This window comes from Curtobacterium sp. ODYSSEY 48 V2 (genome assembly GCF_023712625.1).
Lineage (GTDB): Bacteria > Actinomycetota > Actinomycetes > Actinomycetales > Microbacteriaceae > Curtobacterium.
The window spans coordinates 45,257-62,938 of the sequence record NZ_JAMAXX010000012.1 but is presented as its reverse complement, the minus strand read 5'-3'; the positions used below and the strand labels follow the sequence as shown (position 1 = coordinate 62,938).

Annotated in this window: 15 protein-coding genes, 1 rRNA gene and 1 pseudogene; 1 reads left to right on the top strand and 16 read right to left on the bottom strand. The window is 71.8% G+C overall.

Annotation, left to right across the window (positions count from 1 at the left end):
* The 16 genes and pseudogenes from M3666_RS15960 to infC all read right to left on the bottom strand — a co-directional run.
* Positions 1-124: ribosomal RNA gene (locus M3666_RS15960) — 16S ribosomal RNA — on the bottom strand; the annotation flags it as partial.
* A 574-nt stretch (positions 125-698) separates the two neighbouring features.
* Positions 699-2,012: a tyrosine--tRNA ligase gene (gene tyrS / locus M3666_RS15955; protein WP_251155767.1), complete on the bottom strand. Its 1,314-nt coding sequence runs from the start codon at positions 2,010-2,012 to the stop codon at positions 699-701.
* A gap of 50 nt (positions 2,013-2,062) precedes the next feature.
* On the bottom strand, positions 2,063-2,758 hold the full coding sequence (locus M3666_RS15950; RefSeq protein ID WP_066656402.1) for a DNA-3-methyladenine glycosylase: 696 nt from the start codon (positions 2,756-2,758) through the stop codon (positions 2,063-2,065).
* Complete coding sequence (gene argH / locus M3666_RS15945) at positions 2,755-4,203, bottom strand: argininosuccinate lyase (RefSeq protein ID WP_251155766.1); 1,449 nt, start codon at positions 4,201-4,203, stop codon at positions 2,755-2,757. The genes M3666_RS15950 and argH overlap by 4 nt, the downstream gene beginning before the upstream one ends.
* A gap of 112 nt (positions 4,204-4,315) precedes the next feature.
* Positions 4,316-5,419, bottom strand: a complete 1,104-nt coding sequence (locus M3666_RS15940) for an argininosuccinate synthase domain-containing protein (RefSeq protein ID WP_251155765.1) — start codon at positions 5,417-5,419, stop codon at positions 4,316-4,318.
* Between the two features lie 20 nt (positions 5,420-5,439).
* Entirely contained in the window at positions 5,440-6,384 is a 945-nt protein-coding gene (argF, locus tag M3666_RS15935; RefSeq protein ID WP_066656409.1) for an ornithine carbamoyltransferase, read from the bottom strand.
* Positions 6,381-7,604 (bottom strand): acetylornithine transaminase, encoded by a 1,224-nt coding sequence (locus M3666_RS15930; RefSeq protein WP_308301861.1) that lies wholly within the window; start codon positions 7,602-7,604, stop codon positions 6,381-6,383. Before M3666_RS15930 ends, argF begins: the two co-directional genes overlap by 4 nt.
* Positions 7,605-7,762: 158 nt before the next feature.
* Positions 7,763-8,665, bottom strand: a pseudogene (gene argB, locus M3666_RS15925) (acetylglutamate kinase); the annotation flags it as partial.
* Positions 8,665-9,864 carry a bifunctional glutamate N-acetyltransferase/amino-acid acetyltransferase ArgJ gene (argJ, locus tag M3666_RS15920; protein WP_251155764.1) on the bottom strand — a complete coding sequence of 400 codons (1,200 nt, stop codon included), beginning with the start codon at positions 9,862-9,864 and terminating at the stop codon, positions 8,665-8,667. The pseudogene argB and the gene argJ, both read right to left, overlap by 1 nt.
* Entirely contained in the window at positions 9,861-10,958 is a 1,098-nt protein-coding gene (locus M3666_RS15915; RefSeq protein ID WP_251155763.1) for an N-acetyl-gamma-glutamyl-phosphate reductase, read from the bottom strand. The genes argJ and M3666_RS15915 overlap by 4 nt, the downstream gene beginning before the upstream one ends.
* Positions 10,959-11,032: 74 nt before the next feature.
* On the bottom strand, positions 11,033-13,525 hold the full coding sequence (gene pheT, locus M3666_RS15910) for a phenylalanine--tRNA ligase subunit beta (protein ID WP_251155762.1): 2,493 nt from the start codon (positions 13,523-13,525) through the stop codon (positions 11,033-11,035).
* Entirely contained in the window at positions 13,525-14,565 is a 1,041-nt protein-coding gene (gene pheS, locus M3666_RS15905; RefSeq protein ID WP_251155761.1) for a phenylalanine--tRNA ligase subunit alpha, read from the bottom strand. Before pheS ends, pheT begins: the two co-directional genes overlap by 1 nt.
* Positions 14,566-14,636: 71 nt before the next feature.
* Entirely contained in the window at positions 14,637-15,500 is an 864-nt protein-coding gene (locus M3666_RS15900; protein WP_251155760.1) for an RNA methyltransferase, read from the bottom strand.
* 71 nt (positions 15,501-15,571) lie between these two features.
* Entirely contained in the window at positions 15,572-15,955 is a 384-nt protein-coding gene (rplT, locus tag M3666_RS15895; RefSeq protein ID WP_066656427.1) for a 50S ribosomal protein L20, read from the bottom strand.
* 27 nt (positions 15,956-15,982) lie between these two features.
* Positions 15,983-16,177 (bottom strand): 50S ribosomal protein L35, encoded by a 195-nt coding sequence (gene rpmI / locus M3666_RS15890; RefSeq protein WP_022903519.1) that lies wholly within the window; start codon positions 16,175-16,177, stop codon positions 15,983-15,985.
* Positions 16,178-16,239: 62 nt separating this feature from the next.
* A complete protein-coding gene (gene infC / locus M3666_RS15885) occupies positions 16,240-16,899 on the bottom strand; it encodes a translation initiation factor IF-3 (protein ID WP_081985092.1) in 660 nt (219 codons plus the stop codon).
* Between the two features lie 387 nt (positions 16,900-17,286).
* Here infC and M3666_RS15880 point away from each other — a divergent pair, with 387 nt between their 5' ends.
* Complete coding sequence (locus tag M3666_RS15880) at positions 17,287-17,589, top strand: DUF1844 domain-containing protein (RefSeq protein ID WP_066658711.1); 303 nt, start codon at positions 17,287-17,289, stop codon at positions 17,587-17,589.
* Positions 17,590-17,682: the final 93 nt, after the last annotated feature.

Here is a 17,682-nt window from a genome sequence, read left to right as displayed (position 1 = left end):
TACTCACGTGTTACTCACCCGTTCGCCACTAATCACAGGAGCAAGCTCCTGATCATCGTTCGACTTGCATGTGTTAAGCACGCCGCCAGCGTTCGTCCTGAGCCAGGATCAAACTCTCCGTAAAAAAATTACCAACCCACCACCGAAGCAGCAGGCCGAGTTGATCTTGACTGTAAAGACTGTCTACTGACAATCAATTCAATCCAAAAGGAATTGTCTCCGACGACCACAACCAAAGCTGCAATCGCACGGGGTCAAAATAATTGGCATTGACAATGTGCACGCTGTTGAGTTCTCAAGGACCAGACGCACCCCCCACTCGACTCCACGAAGGAGTTCCGCCAGAGGGGCATTGTGTTCTCGGTACCACCGGCATCGCGTTGGACCGAGGTCCTGTGGCTCATCCCGAGGGAGAGGGCCGGTGGAGTAGTCATCCTAAGCGTCGAAGCGATCGAGCACAAGGCTTGATCTGAACTTCGGTGGAGGATGGTCCCGCTTGAGGCCGGCAGGCTCTGGGCTTTCGCTCCAGCCGCTCCGCCGCACCTTTGGGGTGACGAGTAAGAACTCTACGCAGCGGTGGGCGGGAGCGCCAACCGCGCCCCACTCCCGGGCGTGTCGCACTGTGCAACTCCTCCGGACGCAGCGGTGCCCGGTCTCCGTCGGGAGACCGGGCACCGGGTGCACCGAGGGTGGATCGATCAGCCCAGCGTGACGCCCGCCAGGGTCTTCTTGCCCCGTCGGAGCACCAGGACTCCGCCGGGCAGCGCGAGGTTCGCGAGCTGCGCGGTCGCGTCGTCGGCGCGGACGTTGTTCACGTACACGCCTCCCTGGTCGACCGCCCGGCGCGCTTCGCCGAGCGACTTCACGAGTCCGGTGTCGACGAGGGCGCGAGCGACGTCGGCCTCGCCCGGCAGCGACACCGTGCCGGGGAGCTCGGCGACCGCGGCACGCAGCGTCGCCTCGTCGAGCGCGGCCAGGTCGCCGTTGCCGAACAGCGCCGCCGAGGCGTCGATCGTCGCCCGGGTCGCCGCCGCTCCGTGCACCAGCGACGTGACCTCGAACGCCAGGGTCCGCTGGGCCTCGCGCCGGAACGGCTCGTCGGCGACCGCCTGCTCGAGTCGACCGATCTCCGCACGATCGAGGAACGTGAACTCGCGCAGCCGGGCGACCACGTCGGCGTCCGCCGTGTTGAGCCAGAACTGGTAGAAGGCGTACGGCGAGGTCATCTCGGCGTCGAGCCAGATCGCGTTGCCCTCGCTCTTGCCGAACTTCGTGCCGTCCGAGTTCGTGATGAGCGGGGTGCCGAGCGCGTGCACGGACACCCCCTCGGTGCGACGGATCAGGTCGGTGCCGGAGGTCAGGTTGCCCCACTGGTCCGAACCGCCGGTCTGCAGCGTGCAGCCGTACTGCCGGTAGAGCTCGCGGTAGTCCAGTCCCTGCAGGATCTGGTAGCTGAACTCGGTGTAGCTGATGCCCGCGTCGGAGTTCAGGCGTGCGGCGACGGCGTCCTTCTTCAGCATGGCGTTCACGCGGAAGTACTTGCCGATGTCGCGCAGGAAGTCGATCGCGGACAGCGGTGCCGTCCAGTCGAGGTTGTTGACGAGCCGCACGCCGTTCTCGCCGTCGGGGCTGAGGAACCGGGACACCTGCGCCTGCAGTCGGCTCACCCACTCGGCGACCGTCTCCGGGGTGTTCAGCGTGCGTTCCGCGGTGGGACGCGGGTCGCCGATCAGGCCGGTCGACCCACCGACGAGCGCCAGCGGCCGGTGCCCGGCGAGCTGCAGCCGGCGCATGGTGAGCAGCTGCAGCAGGTTGCCGCAGTGCAGCGAGGGTGCGGTCGGGTCGAAACCGCAGTAGTACGTGACGGTCCCGCCGTCGAGGGCCTCCTGGAGTGCCGTCTCGTCGGTGGAGACGTGCACCAGACCGCGCCAGCGCAGTTCGTCCCACACCGAAGCGAAGGTGGGGTCGTTCTGCTGGCGTGTCAGGACATCGGGATCGGTTGCGCTGGACACCCGACCATCGTAGCCACCGGGCGACGGCCGGGAGGATCGGCGCGGCCCCGTCAGTCGACCGCGCGCCGGTGCCGTCGGTACGGCGACACCGTCGGGTCACCGGTGCGCCAGGAGCGCCACGGGAAGGACGCGCCGCCGGCGACACCGGCGACGCCGGTGCGCGGTCCGCGCGAGATCCGCCGGACCGGAGCCGTCCCCGCGGGGCCGGCCACCGTCTCGGCGAGCAGCTCCGCGACCACGTCCGCCGGGTCGGCGGAGGCGAGCCGCGCCTCCAGGCCGGGTGCGAGCGCGAGCCGGAACGGTCCCGAGCCGTCGAGGAGCGACGTGCCGTCGTCCTCGCCGAGCACGGCACCGAGCGCCTGCCCGAGGTTGCCCGGACCGCGGGCCAGGGCGACGTCGGCGACCGACGGACCGCGGCGAGCCCGGGCGACCTCGATGCCGTCGACGACCTCGGCGGCGCGCAGGAGCGAGCCGGACGACGTGCCCTCCGGGCCGCTCACCACGTTCACGCAGGTGTGGATGCCGTACGAGCGGTACGCGTAGAGCGTGCCCGGCGGCCCGAAGAGGTGCCGGTTGCGCGGTGTCGGGCCGCGATGGCCGTGCGACCCGGGGTCGGTCGGGCCCCAGTAGGCCTCGACCTCGGTGATGCGCAGTGTCACACCACGCCCGGTGATCGTCGCGCCGAGCAGCGCCGGCGCGCACACCGGAGCCGGCTCGGCCAGGAGCGCGAGGAGCGCGTCGCTCATCGGGTGAAGGGCGCGCCCTCGGCCAGGTCGTGGACGCGACGGGTCAGGGCGGCGAGCTGCTCGGCGACGCGCTCCGGCGCCGTCCCGCCGACACCGGCGCGCGACGCGACGCTGCCCTCGATGGTCAGGACGCCGCGCACCTCGGGCGTGAGGTGCGCGGACACGGCGCGGTACTCGTCGTCGCCGGGCTCGTCGAGCTCGATCCCCCGCTCCTCGCAGTACCGGACCAGCGCCCCCGAGATCTCGTGCGCGTCACGGAAGGGCACGCCCTGCCGGACCAGCCACTCCGCGACGTCGGTCGCGAGCGAGAAGCCCTGCGGCGCGAGCTCGGCCATCCGCTCCGTGTCGAAGGCGAGCGTGGCGACCATGCCCGTGAAGGCCGGCAGCAGCACCTCGAGCTGGGCGACCGAGTCGAAGACCGGCTCCTTGTCCTCCTGCAGGTCGCGGTTGTACGCGAGCGGCAGGCCCTTCAGGGTCGTGAGGAGGCCGGTGAGGTTGCCGACGAGCCGACCCGACTTGCCGCGCGCGAGCTCGGCGATGTCGGGGTTCTTCTTCTGCGGCATGATGCTCGACCCGGTCGAGAAGGCGTCGTGCAGCCGGACGAAACCGAACTCCTTGGTGTTCCAGAGGATGATCTCCTCGGCCAGACGGGACACGTCGATGCCCACCTGTGCGAGGACGAACGCGAACTCGGCGACGACGTCGCGGGCGGCCGTGGCGTCGATCGAGTTGTCGGCGGGGCGGGCGAAGCCGAGTTCGTGCGCGATCGCCGTCGGGTCGAGACCGAGCGAGCTGCCCGCGAGGGCGCCGGCCCCGTACGGGCTGACACTCGCACGGTCGGCCCAGTCGCGGAGCCGCTCGAGGTCGCGGACGAGCGGCCACGCGTGCGCGAGCAGGTGGTGGGCGAGGAGCACCGGCTGGGCGTGCTGCAGGTGCGTGCGGCCGGGCATGATCGCCGCCGGGTGCTCGCTCGCCTGCTGCGAGATCGCGTCGACGAGGTCGATGACGAGGCGCCCGATCCGCCGGCCGTGGTCGAGCATGTGCATACGGCCCAGGGTCGCGATCTGGTCGTTGCGGCTCCGGCCGGCGCGGAGCTTGCCGCCGAGTTCCGGGCCGAGGTCGGCGATGAGCAGGCGCTCGAGGGCACCGTGGACGTCCTCGTCGCCGTCGTCCGGCTGCAGGGAACCGTCGGCGTGGGCGGTCTCGAGGCGGTCGAGGCCGGCGGTCATGCGCTCGAGCTCGTCCTCGGTCAGGTAGCCGGCGGTGTGCAGGGCACGGGCGTGGGCGCGGGACCCGGCGATGTCGTAGGGGGCCAGCTGCCAGTCGAAGTGCGTCGACCGGGACAGCGCGGCGAGTTCGGCGCTGGGGCCGTCGGCGAAGCGGCCACCCCAGAGGGCGCCCGTGTTCGTGGCGTCGGTCTTGCTGGGCTGCGTCGCGTCGGTCATGTCGTCCTGCCTGGGGGTACGGGTCGGTCGTGCTCGGTTCGTGGGGCGGTGCTTCGCGGGGTGGTACTGCGTGGTGCTGGTGGGGGCGGTGCTGCGTGGTGCTGGTGGGGCGTCAGTTCGCGCGGTCGCGCCGCGTGGCCGTCCGCGTCGGTCGGGCCCGGGCGCTCGCGAACGACACGCTCCCGGTGGCCGGTGCCCCGGCCAGCTCGAAGTCGAAGAGGCTCTGCTCCGACCGGCGCCCGGTGACGCTCGCGACCCCGCCGTGCAACCGGAGCCGGACGTCACCGGAGACGTGCCGCTGCGTCTCCTCGATGAAGGCGTCGAGCGCGCGACGGAGTCCGCTCGCCCAGCGACCCTCGTCGACCAGCTCCGCCCACTCGCGGTCCACGCCCTGCTTGCAGCGCAGGACCTCGCGTTCGAGGGTGATCCGTTCGAGGTCCTGGTGCGCGGCCACGAGCGCCGTCGCACCCGGTGTCTCCGCCACACGCCGGGCCTTGCGGCCGTCGAGCAGGTCGACGACCAGGTCGTGCCGACCGACCCCGTGACGGCCGGCGAGGGCGTCGAGCTCGCGCAGCAGCCGGAGGACCGGGAAGCGCTGCCCGTCGAGGGCGACCGGGACGCCGTGCTCGAAGGTCACGGTGACCTCGTCGGGCTCGGTGTCCGGCTGCGCGGAGACGTCCGCCGTCCGCGCCCAGTCCGCAGGGTCGACCGCGGCCCACGGGTCCTCGAGGTCCGGCTCGGTGACGAGACGGCCCCACACGTCGTGCTCGGTACCGCCGGCCGGCACGACGGCCGTCGGCACCGGGAGGACCCGGAGGTCGGGATCGTGCCCGGCGATCGTGGTCGTGAGGGCGACCTCGTCCGGGGCGCTCGTGAGGTGCGCGACGGCGACCGCGCCGAGCTGCCGGGCCGTGCGGACCAGGTGGTCGGCGACGATCGGCAGCCGCAGCGCCGGGACGAGCGGGCGACCCGGGCCGCCGGCGTTCGCCCGGACCGCCGCGACGACGTACCGGTCGGCGTACTCGGTCTTCGCGTCGACCACCACGGCGTCCACCGCACCGGCGGCCCGCATCCGGTCCCGCACGGCGTCGACCTCGCGGGACCGACCGCCGAGGTCGACCACCAGGGCCAGCACCTCGTGGTCGACGGCGAAGTGCTCGACGGCTGCCGCCGGGTCCACCCCGGCGGAGCAGGCGACGACGATGCGATCGGTCACGGGACTCCAGTCGAGCGGGGTCAGGCGGCCGGGCTGCCGGTCGCGTTCGCGGCCAGGAGCCAGGCGAGCAGGGCCTTCTGCGCGTGCAGCCGGTTCTCCGCCTCGTCCCAGATGATGCTGCGCGGCCCGTCGATGACCTCGGCGGTCACCTCGAACCCGCGGTCCGCCGGCAGGCAGTGCAGGAACACGGCGTCATCGGCGGCGTGCCCCATCAGCTCGTCGTCCACCCGGTAGCCCGCGAAGGTGTCGAGTCGGGACTGCTTCTCGTCCTCCTTGCCCATCGACACCCACGTGTCGGTGACCACGACGTCGGCGCCGGCGACCGCCGCCACCGGGTCGGTGACGACCAGGACGGAGCCACCGGTCTCGGCCGCACGACGCTCGGCGTCGGCGACGACCGTGGCGTCCGGGCTGAACGCCGCCGGAGCGGCGACGCGGACGTGCATGCCCGCGGTCGCTCCCGCGAGCAGGTACGACTGCGCCATGTTGCTCGCGCCGTCGCCGATGAACGCCACGGTCTGCCCGGCGAGGGTGCCGCGGTGCTCGCGGATCGTGAGCAGGTCGGCGAGGAGCTGGCACGGGTGGAAGTCGTCCGACAGTGCGTTGACGACCGGGACGCGGGTGCCCGCCGCCATCTCCTCGAGTCCGGACTGGGCGTAGGTGCGCCAGACGATCGCCGACACCATGCGCTCGAGCACGCGGGCGGTGTCCGACGGGGTCTCCTTGCCGCCGAGCTGGCTGTTCGCCGTCGTGATCACGAGCGGGCTGCCGCCGAGGTCGGAGATCCCGACGTGGAAGGACACCCGGGTGCGGGTGGACGACTTGTCGAAGATCACCGCGACGGTCTGCGGCCCGGCGAGGGGCTTCTCGCCCCAGCGGTCACCCTTCATCTGGGCGGCGAGGTCGAGGATCGCGGACTGCTCGGCCTGGGTCAGGTCGTCGTCACGGAGGAAGTGGCGGGTCATGCGGAGGTCTCCTGCTCGGCGGCGACGGCCGCGAGGCTCTGGCCGAGGATCGACACGAACTCGTCGATCTCGGCGTCGGACACGATGAGCGGCGGCGCGATGCGCAGGCTCGACTCGTTCGGGGCGTTGATGATGAGGCCGCGCTCGAGGGCGGCGGCGTTGACGGCGGGGCCGACGGGCGCGGTCAGGCCGACGCCGACGAGCAGGCCCGTGCCCCGGACCTCCTGCACCAGCGGCGAACCGAGGGCCGCGATGCCGGCACGGATGCGCTCGCCCTTGGTGACCGCGCCGGCCACCAGGTCGGCGCGCTCGATCTCCTCGAGCACCGCGTTCGCGACGCGGGTGCCGAGCGGGTTGCCGCCGAAGGTCGAGCCGTGCTGGCCGGCCGAGAACAGCTCGGACGCCCAGCCGAAGGTCACGAGGGCGCCGATCGGGAACCCACCGGCGATGCCCTTCGCGATCGTGACGGCGTCCGGCGTGAACCCGTGGCCCTGGAAGGTGAACCAGTTGCCGGTGCGGCCGACCCCGGTCTGGATCTCGTCGAGGATGAACAGCGCGCCGTGCTCCTCGGTCAGGCGACGCGCGGCCTGCAGGAAGCCCTCGGGCAGGTCGACCACGCCGGCCTCGCCCTTGATCGGCTCGAGGATGAGCGCGGCGACGGTGTCGTCGACGGCCGCCTCGAGCGCCTCGACCGTCGAGTCGATGTGCTCGACGCCGGCGATCATCGGCAGGAAGTCCTCCTGCAGCGCGGGCTTGCCGGTGAGCGCGAGCGCACCCATCGTCCGGCCGTGGAAGCCCTGCTTCAGCGCGAGGATCCGGGTCTTGCGACCGTCCGCACCCTTGTTCAGCCGTGCGAGCTTGAACGCGGCCTCGTTCGCCTCGGCACCGGAGTTGCCGAAGTACACGCGGCCGGCGTCCCCCGCACCGGTGATGCGCTTGAGGCGCTCGGCGAGCTCGAGCTGCGGCGGCGTCGCGAAGTAGTTCGAGACGTGCACGAGCTTCGCCGCCTGGTCGGCGACGGCCTCGAGGAGGGCCGGGTGGGCGTGGCCGAGGGAGTTCACCGCGATGCCGGCCAGGAAGTCGAGGTACTCGTTGCCGTCGACGTCCCACACGCGGCAGCCCTGACCGTGGTCGAGCATGATCTTCGGCGGGGTCAGGGATCGCATGAGCGACGCCCCGAACCGGTCGTTCCAGGTCTGGGTGTGCGTCTCGGTGCTCACTGCTCGTTCCCCTTCTGCGTCGTGGCGGTGTCGGTGACGGTGGTGTCGGTGACGGCGGCGTCGGTCGCCGCGTGTCGGCCCGGGTCCGCTGCGGACTCGGGCACCCGTCGGCCGACTTCGGCGTGGGTGTTCTGGTTCTCGGTGCGACGGCTCGGGTCCGGGATCACCTCGGTGCCCGCACCGCGCAGGGTGAAGACCTCGAGCAGGATCGAGTGCGGGATCCGCCCGTCGATGATCGTCGCGCCGCCGACCCCGCCGACCACGGCGTCGAGGCACGCGGTCATCTTCGGGATCATCCCCGACTCGAGGCTCGGCAGCAGCGCCCGGAGCTCGTCGACCGCGATCAGGTCGATGATCGAGTCGCGGTCCGGCCAGTTGCGGTAGAGGCCGGGGACGTCCGTCAGCATCATGAGCTTGGCGGCACCGAGCGCGATGGCCAGCGCACCGGCCGCGGCATCGGCGTTGACGTTCAGCGCCTGGTCCGGGTGGGCGTCGTCGATCGCGATGCTCGACACGATCGGGATGCGTCCGGCCTCGATCGCCGCGAGGACGCCGGACGGGTCGACGTGCGTGATGTCGCCGACGTGGCCGAGGTCGAAGTACTCGCCGTCGACGACGACGCCCTTCTTCTCACCGGTGAACAGCGAGCCGCCGTCGCCGGAGACGCCGACGGCCAGACCGTCACCGTGCTCGTTGACGAGGTCGACGATCTCGCGGTTGACCTCGCCGGCGAGCACGTCGCGGACGACCGTGATCGCCTCGGTCGTCGTCACGCGGTAGCCACCGCGGAACTCGGACGCGATGCCCTGTTCCTTCAGCGCCGCCGAGATCTGCGGCCCACCGCCGTGCACCACGACCGGGTGGAGTCCCGCGTAGCGCAGGTAGACCATGTCCTCGGCGAACGCCCGCTTGAGGTCGTCGTTCACCATGGCGTTGCCGCCGAACTTCACGACGACGGTCTTGCCCGAGAACCGCTTCAGCCACGGCAGGGACTCGATTAGCGTCGCGGCCTTGACGGCGGCGAGCTCGTGCTCTTCTTCCTTGGTCAGGTCGTCGCTCATCAGCTGGAGTACGCGCTGTTCTCGTGGACGTAGTCGTGCGTCAGGTCGTTCGTCAGGATCGTCGCCGCGTGCACGCCGACCCCGAGCTCGATCAGGACGTGGGTGTCGCGCGGCGTCAGGTCGACCTCGTCGATCGGCCGGTCCGGGGCGCCGGCGTGGCAGACGCGGACGCCGTTCATGCTGACGTCGACCGCGTACGGGTCGAACTCGGCGTCGGTGGTCCCGATCGCCGCCAGCACGCGGCCCCAGTTCGGGTCGTTGCCGAAGACCGCGGCCTTGAACAGGTTGTTCCGGGCGACACTGCGCCCCACCGTGACGGCCTCGTCCTCGGACACCGCGCCGGTGACCTCGATCGTGATGTCGTGGCTCGCGCCCTCGGCGTCCTGCTGGAGCTGCCGGGCGAGGTCCGCGCACACCGCGGTCAGTGCCTCCTGGAAGTCGCCGACCTCGGGGGTCACCCCGCTCGCACCGGAGGACAGCAGCACGACGGTGTCGTTGGTCGACATGCAGCCGTCCGAGTCGACGCGGTCGAAGGTCACGCGGGTCGCCGCGCGGAGCGCCTGGTCGAGCTGCTCCGCGGTCTGCACGGCGTCGGTCGTGATGACGACGAGCATCGTCGCGAGCCCGGGGGCCAGCATGCCGGCGCCCTTGGCCATGCCGCCGACCGTCCAGCCGTCCTCGGTCACGACGGACTGCTTCGGCGTCGTGTCCGTGGTCATGATCGCGACCGCAGCGTCGGGGCCGCCGTCGGCCGCCAGCGCGGCGCTGGCCAGGTCGACACCGCGCAGCACGCCGTCACGGAACGTCTGGTCACCGCGGCCGATCAGGCCCGTCGAGCAGACGACGACGTCGCCGGCGCCGATGCCGAGGGCGGCACCCACCGCCTCCGCCGTCATGTGCGTGGTCTGGAAGCCGAAGGGTCCGGTGAAGCAGTTCGCGCCGCCGGAGTTGAGCACCACGGCCCGGGCGACACCGTCGCCGACGACCTGGCGCGACCAGATCACCGGGTGCGCCTGGGCGCGGTTGCTGGTGAACACGGCGGCCGCGGTCGCGTCGGGGCCGTCGTTCACCACGAGGGCGACGTCGGGCTTCCCGCTCGTCTTGAGTCCGGCGGTGACGCCGGCCGCGCGGAAGCCCGCAGCGGCGGTCACGCCCTGGAGGCCCGTGTCGGGCTGGTCCGTCGAGGTCTCGTCGGTCACGGTGCGACTCCGTCCACGCTGAGGCCGAGGGTCTCGGGGAAGCCCAGGGCGATGTTGGCCGACTGCACGGCCGCGCCGGCGGTGCCCTTGGCCAGGTTGTCGAGGGCGCTCACGGCGACCACCCGGCCCGCGGCCTCGTCCACGGCGATGCCGACGAGCGCGGTGTTCGCGCCGACGGTGTCCGCGGTGCGGGGGAACTCGCCCTCCGGGAGCAGGTGCACGAAGGGCTCGTCGGCGTAGGCCTGTTCCCAGGCGATCCGGACGTCGCGCGCGCTGACTCCGGGCGAGAGCCTGGCGGTCGTGGTCGCGAGGATGCCGCGCGACATCGGCACGAGCACGGGCGTGAACGAGATCCGGACGTCACCGGCCCCCGCTGTCACGAGGTTCTGCTGGATCTCCGGGATGTGCCGGTGGGTGCCGCCGACCGCGTAGGCGCTCGCGGAGCCCATGATCTCCGAGGCGAGGTAGGCCGTCGCGAGCTTCTTGCCGGCACCGCTCGGCCCGACGCTCAGCACCGCGACGAGGTCGTCCGTCTCGACGAGCCCGGCCTGGACACCGGGCTGGATGCCGAGCGTCACCGCCGTCACGTTGCAGCCCGGCACGGCGATCCGCTTCGTCGTCGCGAGCTCGGTGCGCTGCCGCCCGAGGCCCTCGATGTCGTCGACGTCCCGCCACTCCTCCGCCGTCCCGGGCGCCGGCGCGGCGTGCAGCAGCTCCGGCAGGCCGTAGGTCCACGCGCCGTGGTGCTCGCCGCCGTAGAACGCCTCCCACGCAGCCGGGTCCGTGAGCCGGTGGTCCGCGCCGCAGTCGACGACGAGGGTGTCGTCGTCGAGCTCGGCGGTGATCGCCCCGGACTGCCCGTGCGGCAGCGCGAGGAACACCACGTCGTGTCCGCGCAGGGTCGCCGCCGTCGTCTCGACCAGCGTCAGGTGTGCCAGCGACCGCAGGTGCGGCTGCGTCGCGATGAGCGGCTGCCCCGCGTTCGAGAAGGCCGTCACCGTCCTGACGTCGAACTCTGGGTGGGCGGCGAGCACGCGCAGGAGCTCTCCGCCCGCGTAGCCGGAGGCTCCCGCCACGGCGACGGATACGGACATGGGTTCCACCTTTGGTCGGACTGGTCGTCGAGAGAGTCGGAGGCGGCGGCCCCGGGCGGTGCTGATCCGGTGGATCAGTCGCGCAGGGTCGCCCCGAATCGCTCGCCGGCACGTCGGACGGCGCCGTCACGGGCCTCGGAGGCCTCGGCAGCGGTCAGCGTGCGGTCCGTGGCGCGGAAGCGCAGCGCGAACGTCAGGGACTTCTGTCCCTCGTCCACGCCCGTGCCCCGGTAGTCGTCCACGAGCCGAGCATACTCCAGCAGCTCTCCGGCGCCAGAGCGGACGACGTCCAGCACGTCACCCGCCGGGACGTCGACCGCGACCACGAGGGAGAGGTCCTGCGTCGCCGCCGGGTAGGACACGATCGGCGCCACCGACACGAGCTCCGGTGCCGCGGCGACCAGGGCGTCGAGGTCGAGCTCGACGACGGCGACGACGCGCGGCAGCACCGCGGCCTCGGTGAGGACGGGCAGCAGCTCACCGGCGACACCGACGACGGTGTCACCGACGAGCAGCGCGGCCGCACGCCCCGGGTGCAGGGACGGGTGGCTCGTCTGTGCGACCCGGAGCTCCACACCGACCGCCCAGGCGACGGCCCGGGCGACGTCGAGCGCGTCCGCGATGCCGTAGGGCTCCGGCTGCACGCCGGGCTGCTTCACGACGCGGTTGCCGGTCAGCAACGCCGAGACGTGGAACGGCTGCGGCGGGAGCGACGCGTCGAGCACACCGAGGGTGTCGGGGTCGGGCCGCTCGGCGCCGGCGGGCACGGCGTCGGTGCCGAGCTGCACGTCCGTCGTCGGCAGGAACACGCGCGAGGTCTCGTACAGGGCGACGTCGACGAGGCCGCGGGACACGTTGCGGCGGGCGGCGTCGACGAGCGCGGGGAGCCCGCTGCGACGGAGCAGCGACTGCTCGCTGTCCAGCGCGTTCGCGAGCACGACGCTCGGACCACCGTCGCCGTCGATGCCCGGGTAGGCGTCCTGCGTGGTCTGCGAGACGAACGGAGCGGTGACGACCTCGACGAGGCCGTCCGCTGCGAGGGCGGCGGACACGCGCCGACGGGCCTGCTGGTGCCGGGTCAGACCGCGTCCGGGCGGGGCGATCGGCAGCACGCTCGGGATGCGGTCGTAGCCGACGATGCGGGCCACTTCCTCGACCAGGGTGGTGTCGTCGGTCAGGTCCGGTCGCCAGGACGGCGGCGTGACGACGAGCACCTCGCCGTCGACGTCCACCGTCGCACCGATGGCGCGCAGCGTGTCGATGACCTCGGCGTCGGTGTACTCGACACCGACGAGGTCGGCCGGCCGCGACGCCCGCATCGTGATCGTCGGGCGGGGCTCGGCGTCGACGAGCGTGGAGCCGAGGGTGTCCGCCGTGCCGCCCGCGAGCTCGACGAGGAGCTCGACGGCACGGTTCGCAGCGGCCTCGGCCACGAGCGGGTCGACCCCGCGTTCGAAGCGCTTCGAGGCCTCGCTCGGCAGCTTGTGCCGGCGGGCCGTCCGGGCGATCGAGACCTGGTCGAAGCCGGCGGCCTCGATCAGCACGTCGGTCGTCGTGTCCGAGATCTCGGTGCGTGCACCGCCCATCACGCCGGCGAGACCGACGGGGCCGTCGTCGTCGGTGATGACGAGGTCCTCGGCGTCGAGCGTGCGGGTCGTGTCGTCGAGGGTGACGAGGGTCTCCCCCACCGCCGCGCGACGCACGCCGAGGCCACCGCGGACCTTCGCCAGGTCGTAGCCGTGCAGGGGCTGGCCGAGCTCGAACATGACGTAGTTCGTGATGTCGACGGGCAGCGAGATCGAGCGGACGCCGGCCAGCGCCAGGCGGGAGACCATCCACGCCGGGGTCGCCCGGGTCGGGTCGATGCCACGGACGACGCGGGTGACGAAGGTGTGCGCGCCGACACGGCCGCGGACCGGGGCCTGGTCGTCGATCGTGACGCGGAACCCCTCGCCCGAGCGGGGCGTCACACGCGCCGCCGGGTCGCGGAAGCCGGCACCGGTGGCGTGCGCGTACTCGCGGGCGACGCCGCGCATGCTCATCACGTACCCGCGGTCCGGCGTCACGTTGATCTCGACCGCGGCGTCGTCGAGGCCGAGCAGCGCGATCGCGTCGGCCCCGACCTCGGGGTCCATGCCGAGGTCGGCGAAGCGCAGGATGCCGTCGTGCTCGTCGCCGAGGCCGAGCTCACGGGCCGAGGCGATCATGCCGTCGGACACGTGGCCGTACGTCTTGCGCGCGGCGATCGGGAACGGCCCGGGCAGCACGGCGCCGGGCAGCGTCACGACGACGAGGTCGCCCACGTCGAAGTTGTGCGCACCGCAGACGATGCCGCGGGGCTCGGACTCGCCCACGTCGACCTGGCACCAGTTGATCGTCTTGCCGTTCTTCTGCGGCTCGGGCTCGCGCTCGAGCACGCGGCCGACGACGATCGGGCCGGTGAGGTCGTACGTGTGGACGTCCTCTTCCTCGAAGCCCACCGACACGAGGGCCGCGTGGACGTGCTCGAGGGAGACGTCGTCGGGCAGGTCGACGGACTCGCCGAGCCAACGGAGTGGGACGCGCATCAGACCACCGTTCCGAACTGCTGCGAGAAGCGGATGTCGCCCTCGAGGAAGTCACGCATGTCGTTCAGGCCGTTGCGGAACTGCAGGGTCCGCTCGATGCCCATCCCGAACGCGAAGCCCTGGTACTCGTCCGGGTCGATGCCGGCCGCACGCAGGACGTTGGGGTTCACCATGCCGCAGCCGCCCCACTCGACCCACCGCGCGCCGCCCTTGGCGTTCGGCTGCCAGACGTCCATCTCGGCGCTGGGCTCGGTGAACGGGAAGTAGTTCGGACGCAGGCGGATCTGCGCCCCGGCGCCGAAGACCTGGCGCGCGAAGTGCTCGAGCGTGCCGCGGAGGTGCGCCATCGTCAGGCCCTTGTCGATCGCGATGCCCTCGACCTGGGTGAACACCGGCAGGTGCGTGGCGTCGAGCTCGTCCGCGCGGTACACGCGCCCCGGGGCGATCACGTAGAGCGGCAGCTCCCGGGACAGCAGGGAGCGCACCTGCACCGGGGAGGTGTGCGTGCGCATGACCAGGTGCCGGTCGACCGGCTCGACGAAGATCGTGTCGGCCATCGCCCGTGCGGGGTGGTCCGGGTCGAAGTTCAGCGCGTCGAAGTTGAACCACTCGTGCTCGAGCTCGGGGCCCTCCGCCACCTCCCACCCCATGCCGACGAAGATGTCGGCGACGGTCTCGTTGAGGACCGAGAGCGGGTGGCGGGAGCCCGGCGTGCGACGGACCGGCAGTGCGGTGACGTCGACGCGCTCGGCCTCGAGCCGTGCGCGTTCCTCGGCCTCGGCGAGGACGGACTCCTGCTCGGCGACCGCCGCGTTGACCCGGCCGCGTGCCTGGCCGACGAGCTTGCCGGCCTCGGCCTTCTGCTCCTTCGGCACGCTGCGCATCGACGCGTTCATCCGCGCGAGCGTCGACTGCTCGCCGGTGTGCTCCGCCCTGGCCTGCTTCAGCTCGGCCACGGTCGTCGTCGCGCGGACCGCGGCGAGGGCCCGGTCGACCGCGTCGGCGACGGCCGCTTCGCTGATCTCGAGGTGTTCTGACACGAGGCCCAAGCCTACCGGCCCCCGGGATACCGCCGTCCTGCACTGGACGGACGGTGGAGGAGCAGGACGGGTCAGCGCGCTGTGGAGGAGGACGCCACCCGCTGCGCGAACGCCGACTCGTACAGGCAGACCGACGCGGCCGTCGCCAGGTTCATCGACTCGGCCCGACCGTAGATCGGGACCTTCACGGCCCGGTCGACGAGCGCCAGGTCCTCCGCCGTGAGCCCCCGGGCCTCGTTGCCGAAGACCCACGCGGTCGGCCCGTCGAGCATGCCGTCGGCGCGGACGTCCGGCAGGTCGTCGCCGGAGACGTCGGCCGCGAGGACCGTGTACCCGAGGGCCTTCGCGCGTGTGACGGCGTCGGCGAGCGTCACGCCCACCGAGACCGGCACGTGGAACAGCGAGCCCGTGGTGGACCGCACCACCTTCGGGTTGTAGGGGTCGACCGAACGACCGGTCAGCACGACCGCGTCAGCGCCCGCCGCGTCGGCGGCGCGGATGATCGTGCCGGCGTTCCCCGGGTCCCGGACCTGCTCGAGGATCGCGACCAGCCCGGGCAGCGTGCCGTCCGTGGCGGACGCGCCCTGCGCCTCCAGGCCGGGTCCGGCGTCCGGGAAGACGTCCTTCACCGACGTCGGGAACTGCTGGCACACCGCGACGACCCCCTGCGGCGTGACGGTGTCCGCCATCGTGTCGAGCACCTGCTCGGTGACGAACCACGTGTCGACCGGTGCGTCGTCGAGCCCGTACCGTGCGGCGGCGGTCGGCGTCACGTAGAGCTCGCGGAGCAGCTCCGGGCGGTACTCGATCGCCTCGCGCACGGCCTGCGGGCCCTCGAGCAGGAAGAGTCCGGTGTCGGCACGGACGTCCTTCTTGGCGAGTGCCGCGACGGCCTTGACGCGTCCGGACTTCGGGTTCTCGAGGAGATCGCTCACGCGTCAAGTGTCGCAGCATGCACGAAGCCCCCGCTCCGTGGACGGAACGGGGGCTTCGGGAGCTGGCGTGACTACGCGGCCTTGGGGGCCGAGGTGTCGGCCGGCAGGGCCTTCTTGGCGGTCTCGACGAGCGCCGCGAACGTCTCGGGGTTGTTCACCGCGAGGTCCGCGAGGATGCGACGGTCGACCTCGACGCCGGCCAGGGAGAGGCCCTGGATGAGGCGGTTGTAGGTCAGGCCGTTCGCGCGCGACGCGGCGTTGATGCGCTGGATCCACAGGCGACGGAACTCGCCCTTCTTCGCGTGACGGTCACGGTACGCGTAGACGAGGGAGTGGGTGACCTGCTCCTTCGCCTTGCGGTACAGGCGCGAACGCTGGCCGCGGTAGCCCTCGGCGCGCTCGAGGATGACGCGACGCTTCTTGGCGGCGTTGACCGCTCTCTTGACACGTGCCATTGATCTGTTCCTTTACGTTCCGCCGGCTCAGTGGCCGAGAAGCTTCTTGACGTTCTTGGCGTCGGCCTTCGCGAGGACCTGGTCCTCGTTGAGGCGGGCCTTGCGCTTGGCGCTCTTGACCTCGAGGTTGTGACGCATACCGGCCTGCTGCTTCATGATCTTGCCGCTGCCGGTGACCTTGAAGCGCTTCTTCGACCCGGAGTGGGTCTTCTGCTTGGGCATCGTGGTGCCTTTCCGTGGGGTGGGTGGGGAGCCGCGTCGTCGCGGGGTGGTCCGGGGAGGACCTATTCGGCGGGAGCCTCGGCCGGCGCGGACTCGGTGGCCTCGTCGGCCTCCTTGCCCTTCGCCGCGTGCTCCGACGCACGACGCTCGGCCTTCTGCGCAGCACGCTTCGCGTTCTGCTCGCCCTTGACGTCGGACTTGTTCTTGAGGGGGGCGATGATCATCGTCATGTTGCGGCCGTCCTGGGTCGGACGCGACTCGACGACGCCGAACTCGGCGATCTCCTCGGCGAACTTCTGGAGGAGACGGACGCCCTGCTCCGGACGCGACTGCTCGCGCCCACGGAAGAGGATCATCGCCTTCACCTTGTCGCCGCCGAGGAGGAAGCCCTCGGCGCGCTTGCGCTTGGTCTCGTAGTCGTGCACGTCGATCTTCAGGCGGAACCGGACCTCCTTGAGGTCGGTGTTCACCTGGTTGCGGCGCGCTTCCTTGGCCTTCTGCGCTGCCTCGTACTTGAACTTGCCGTAGTCCATGATCTTGGCCACGGGCGGCTTCGAGTTCGGGGCGACCTCGACCAGATCCAGTTCGGCTTCCTGCGCGAGACGCAGAGCCATGGCGATCGGGACAACGCCGACCTGCTCACCCTGGGGGCCGACGAGTCGGACCTCGGGAACGCGGATTCGGTCGTTGGTGCGGGGATCGGTGATGCGGAGCTCCTTCAATCAAGTGGTGGCCGTCCGGCGCTGCTGCGCTGGACGACGGCACGAGAGAGGAGATCTGACGCACGGATCGGAACCCGTTCGGCAGCCGCCCGACACCGGCCCCGCGGGGCTGGCCTGCCGGGACGCGGTGCGGTCTGACGATCGCACTGCTGACCCGACGGAGCGGTTGGGACCCGGTAGCCTGTGGTGCACGGCCGCGGGTGGGAGAGACTCCTCTTCTACGACGCCGTCCGGGGCTCGGTCCGACTCCTGTGGAGACGATCTGGGCACACGGGCAGCATCTGCCGCCGATGAGTCTAGCAGAGGAGCACCGTGCCCGACACCCCCGAGAACGACACCCCGCAGGTCACGCAGGACGAGACCGCAGCCGGCGGCGAGGCCCGCGACATCGCCGAGGTGCCCGCGGTCGAGCTCATCAACACCGTCGCCGTGCACCTGCTCAGCGCAGCCGCCGTGAAGGTGGGGCTCGCCGACGACCCGCAGGAGCAGACCGACCTCGACGAGGCGCGGAAGCTCATCACGGCCCTCGCCGGGCTCGTGACGGCAGCGGCCACCGAGATCGGCGACCACCACGCCCGTCCGCTCCGCGACGGACTGCGCTCGGTCCAGCTCGCGTTCCGCGAGGCGTCGAGCATCCCGGACGCGCCGGGCAAGGGGCCGGGCGAGAAGTACACGGGCCCCGTCAACTGACGACGACGGTCGTCGTCACCACGTGACGGACGGGAGGCGCGGTGTCGGCCGGCACCGCGCCTCCCGTCCGTCAGCGGGTCACGCCGGGGGTCG

Coding starts and splice junctions, on each gene's coding strand:
- M3666_RS15950 (WP_066656402.1), bottom strand. CDS start 2,758: ATGAGCGACGCGCTCCTCGCGCTCCTGGCCGAGCCGGCTCCGGTGTGC.
- argH (WP_251155766.1), bottom strand. CDS start 4,203: ATGACCGACGCGACGCAGCCCAGCAAGACCGACGCCACGAACACGGGC.
- argF (WP_066656409.1), bottom strand. CDS start 6,384: ATGACCCGCCACTTCCTCCGTGACGACGACCTGACCCAGGCCGAGCAG.
- M3666_RS15915 (WP_251155763.1), bottom strand. CDS start 10,958: ATGTCCGTATCCGTCGCCGTGGCGGGAGCCTCCGGCTACGCGGGCGGA.
- pheT (WP_251155762.1), bottom strand. CDS start 13,525: ATGCGCGTCCCACTCCGTTGGCTCGGCGAGTCCGTCGACCTGCCCGAC.
- rplT (WP_066656427.1), bottom strand. CDS start 15,955: ATGGCACGTGTCAAGAGAGCGGTCAACGCCGCCAAGAAGCGTCGCGTC.
- rpmI (WP_022903519.1), bottom strand. CDS start 16,177: ATGCCCAAGCAGAAGACCCACTCCGGGTCGAAGAAGCGCTTCAAGGTC.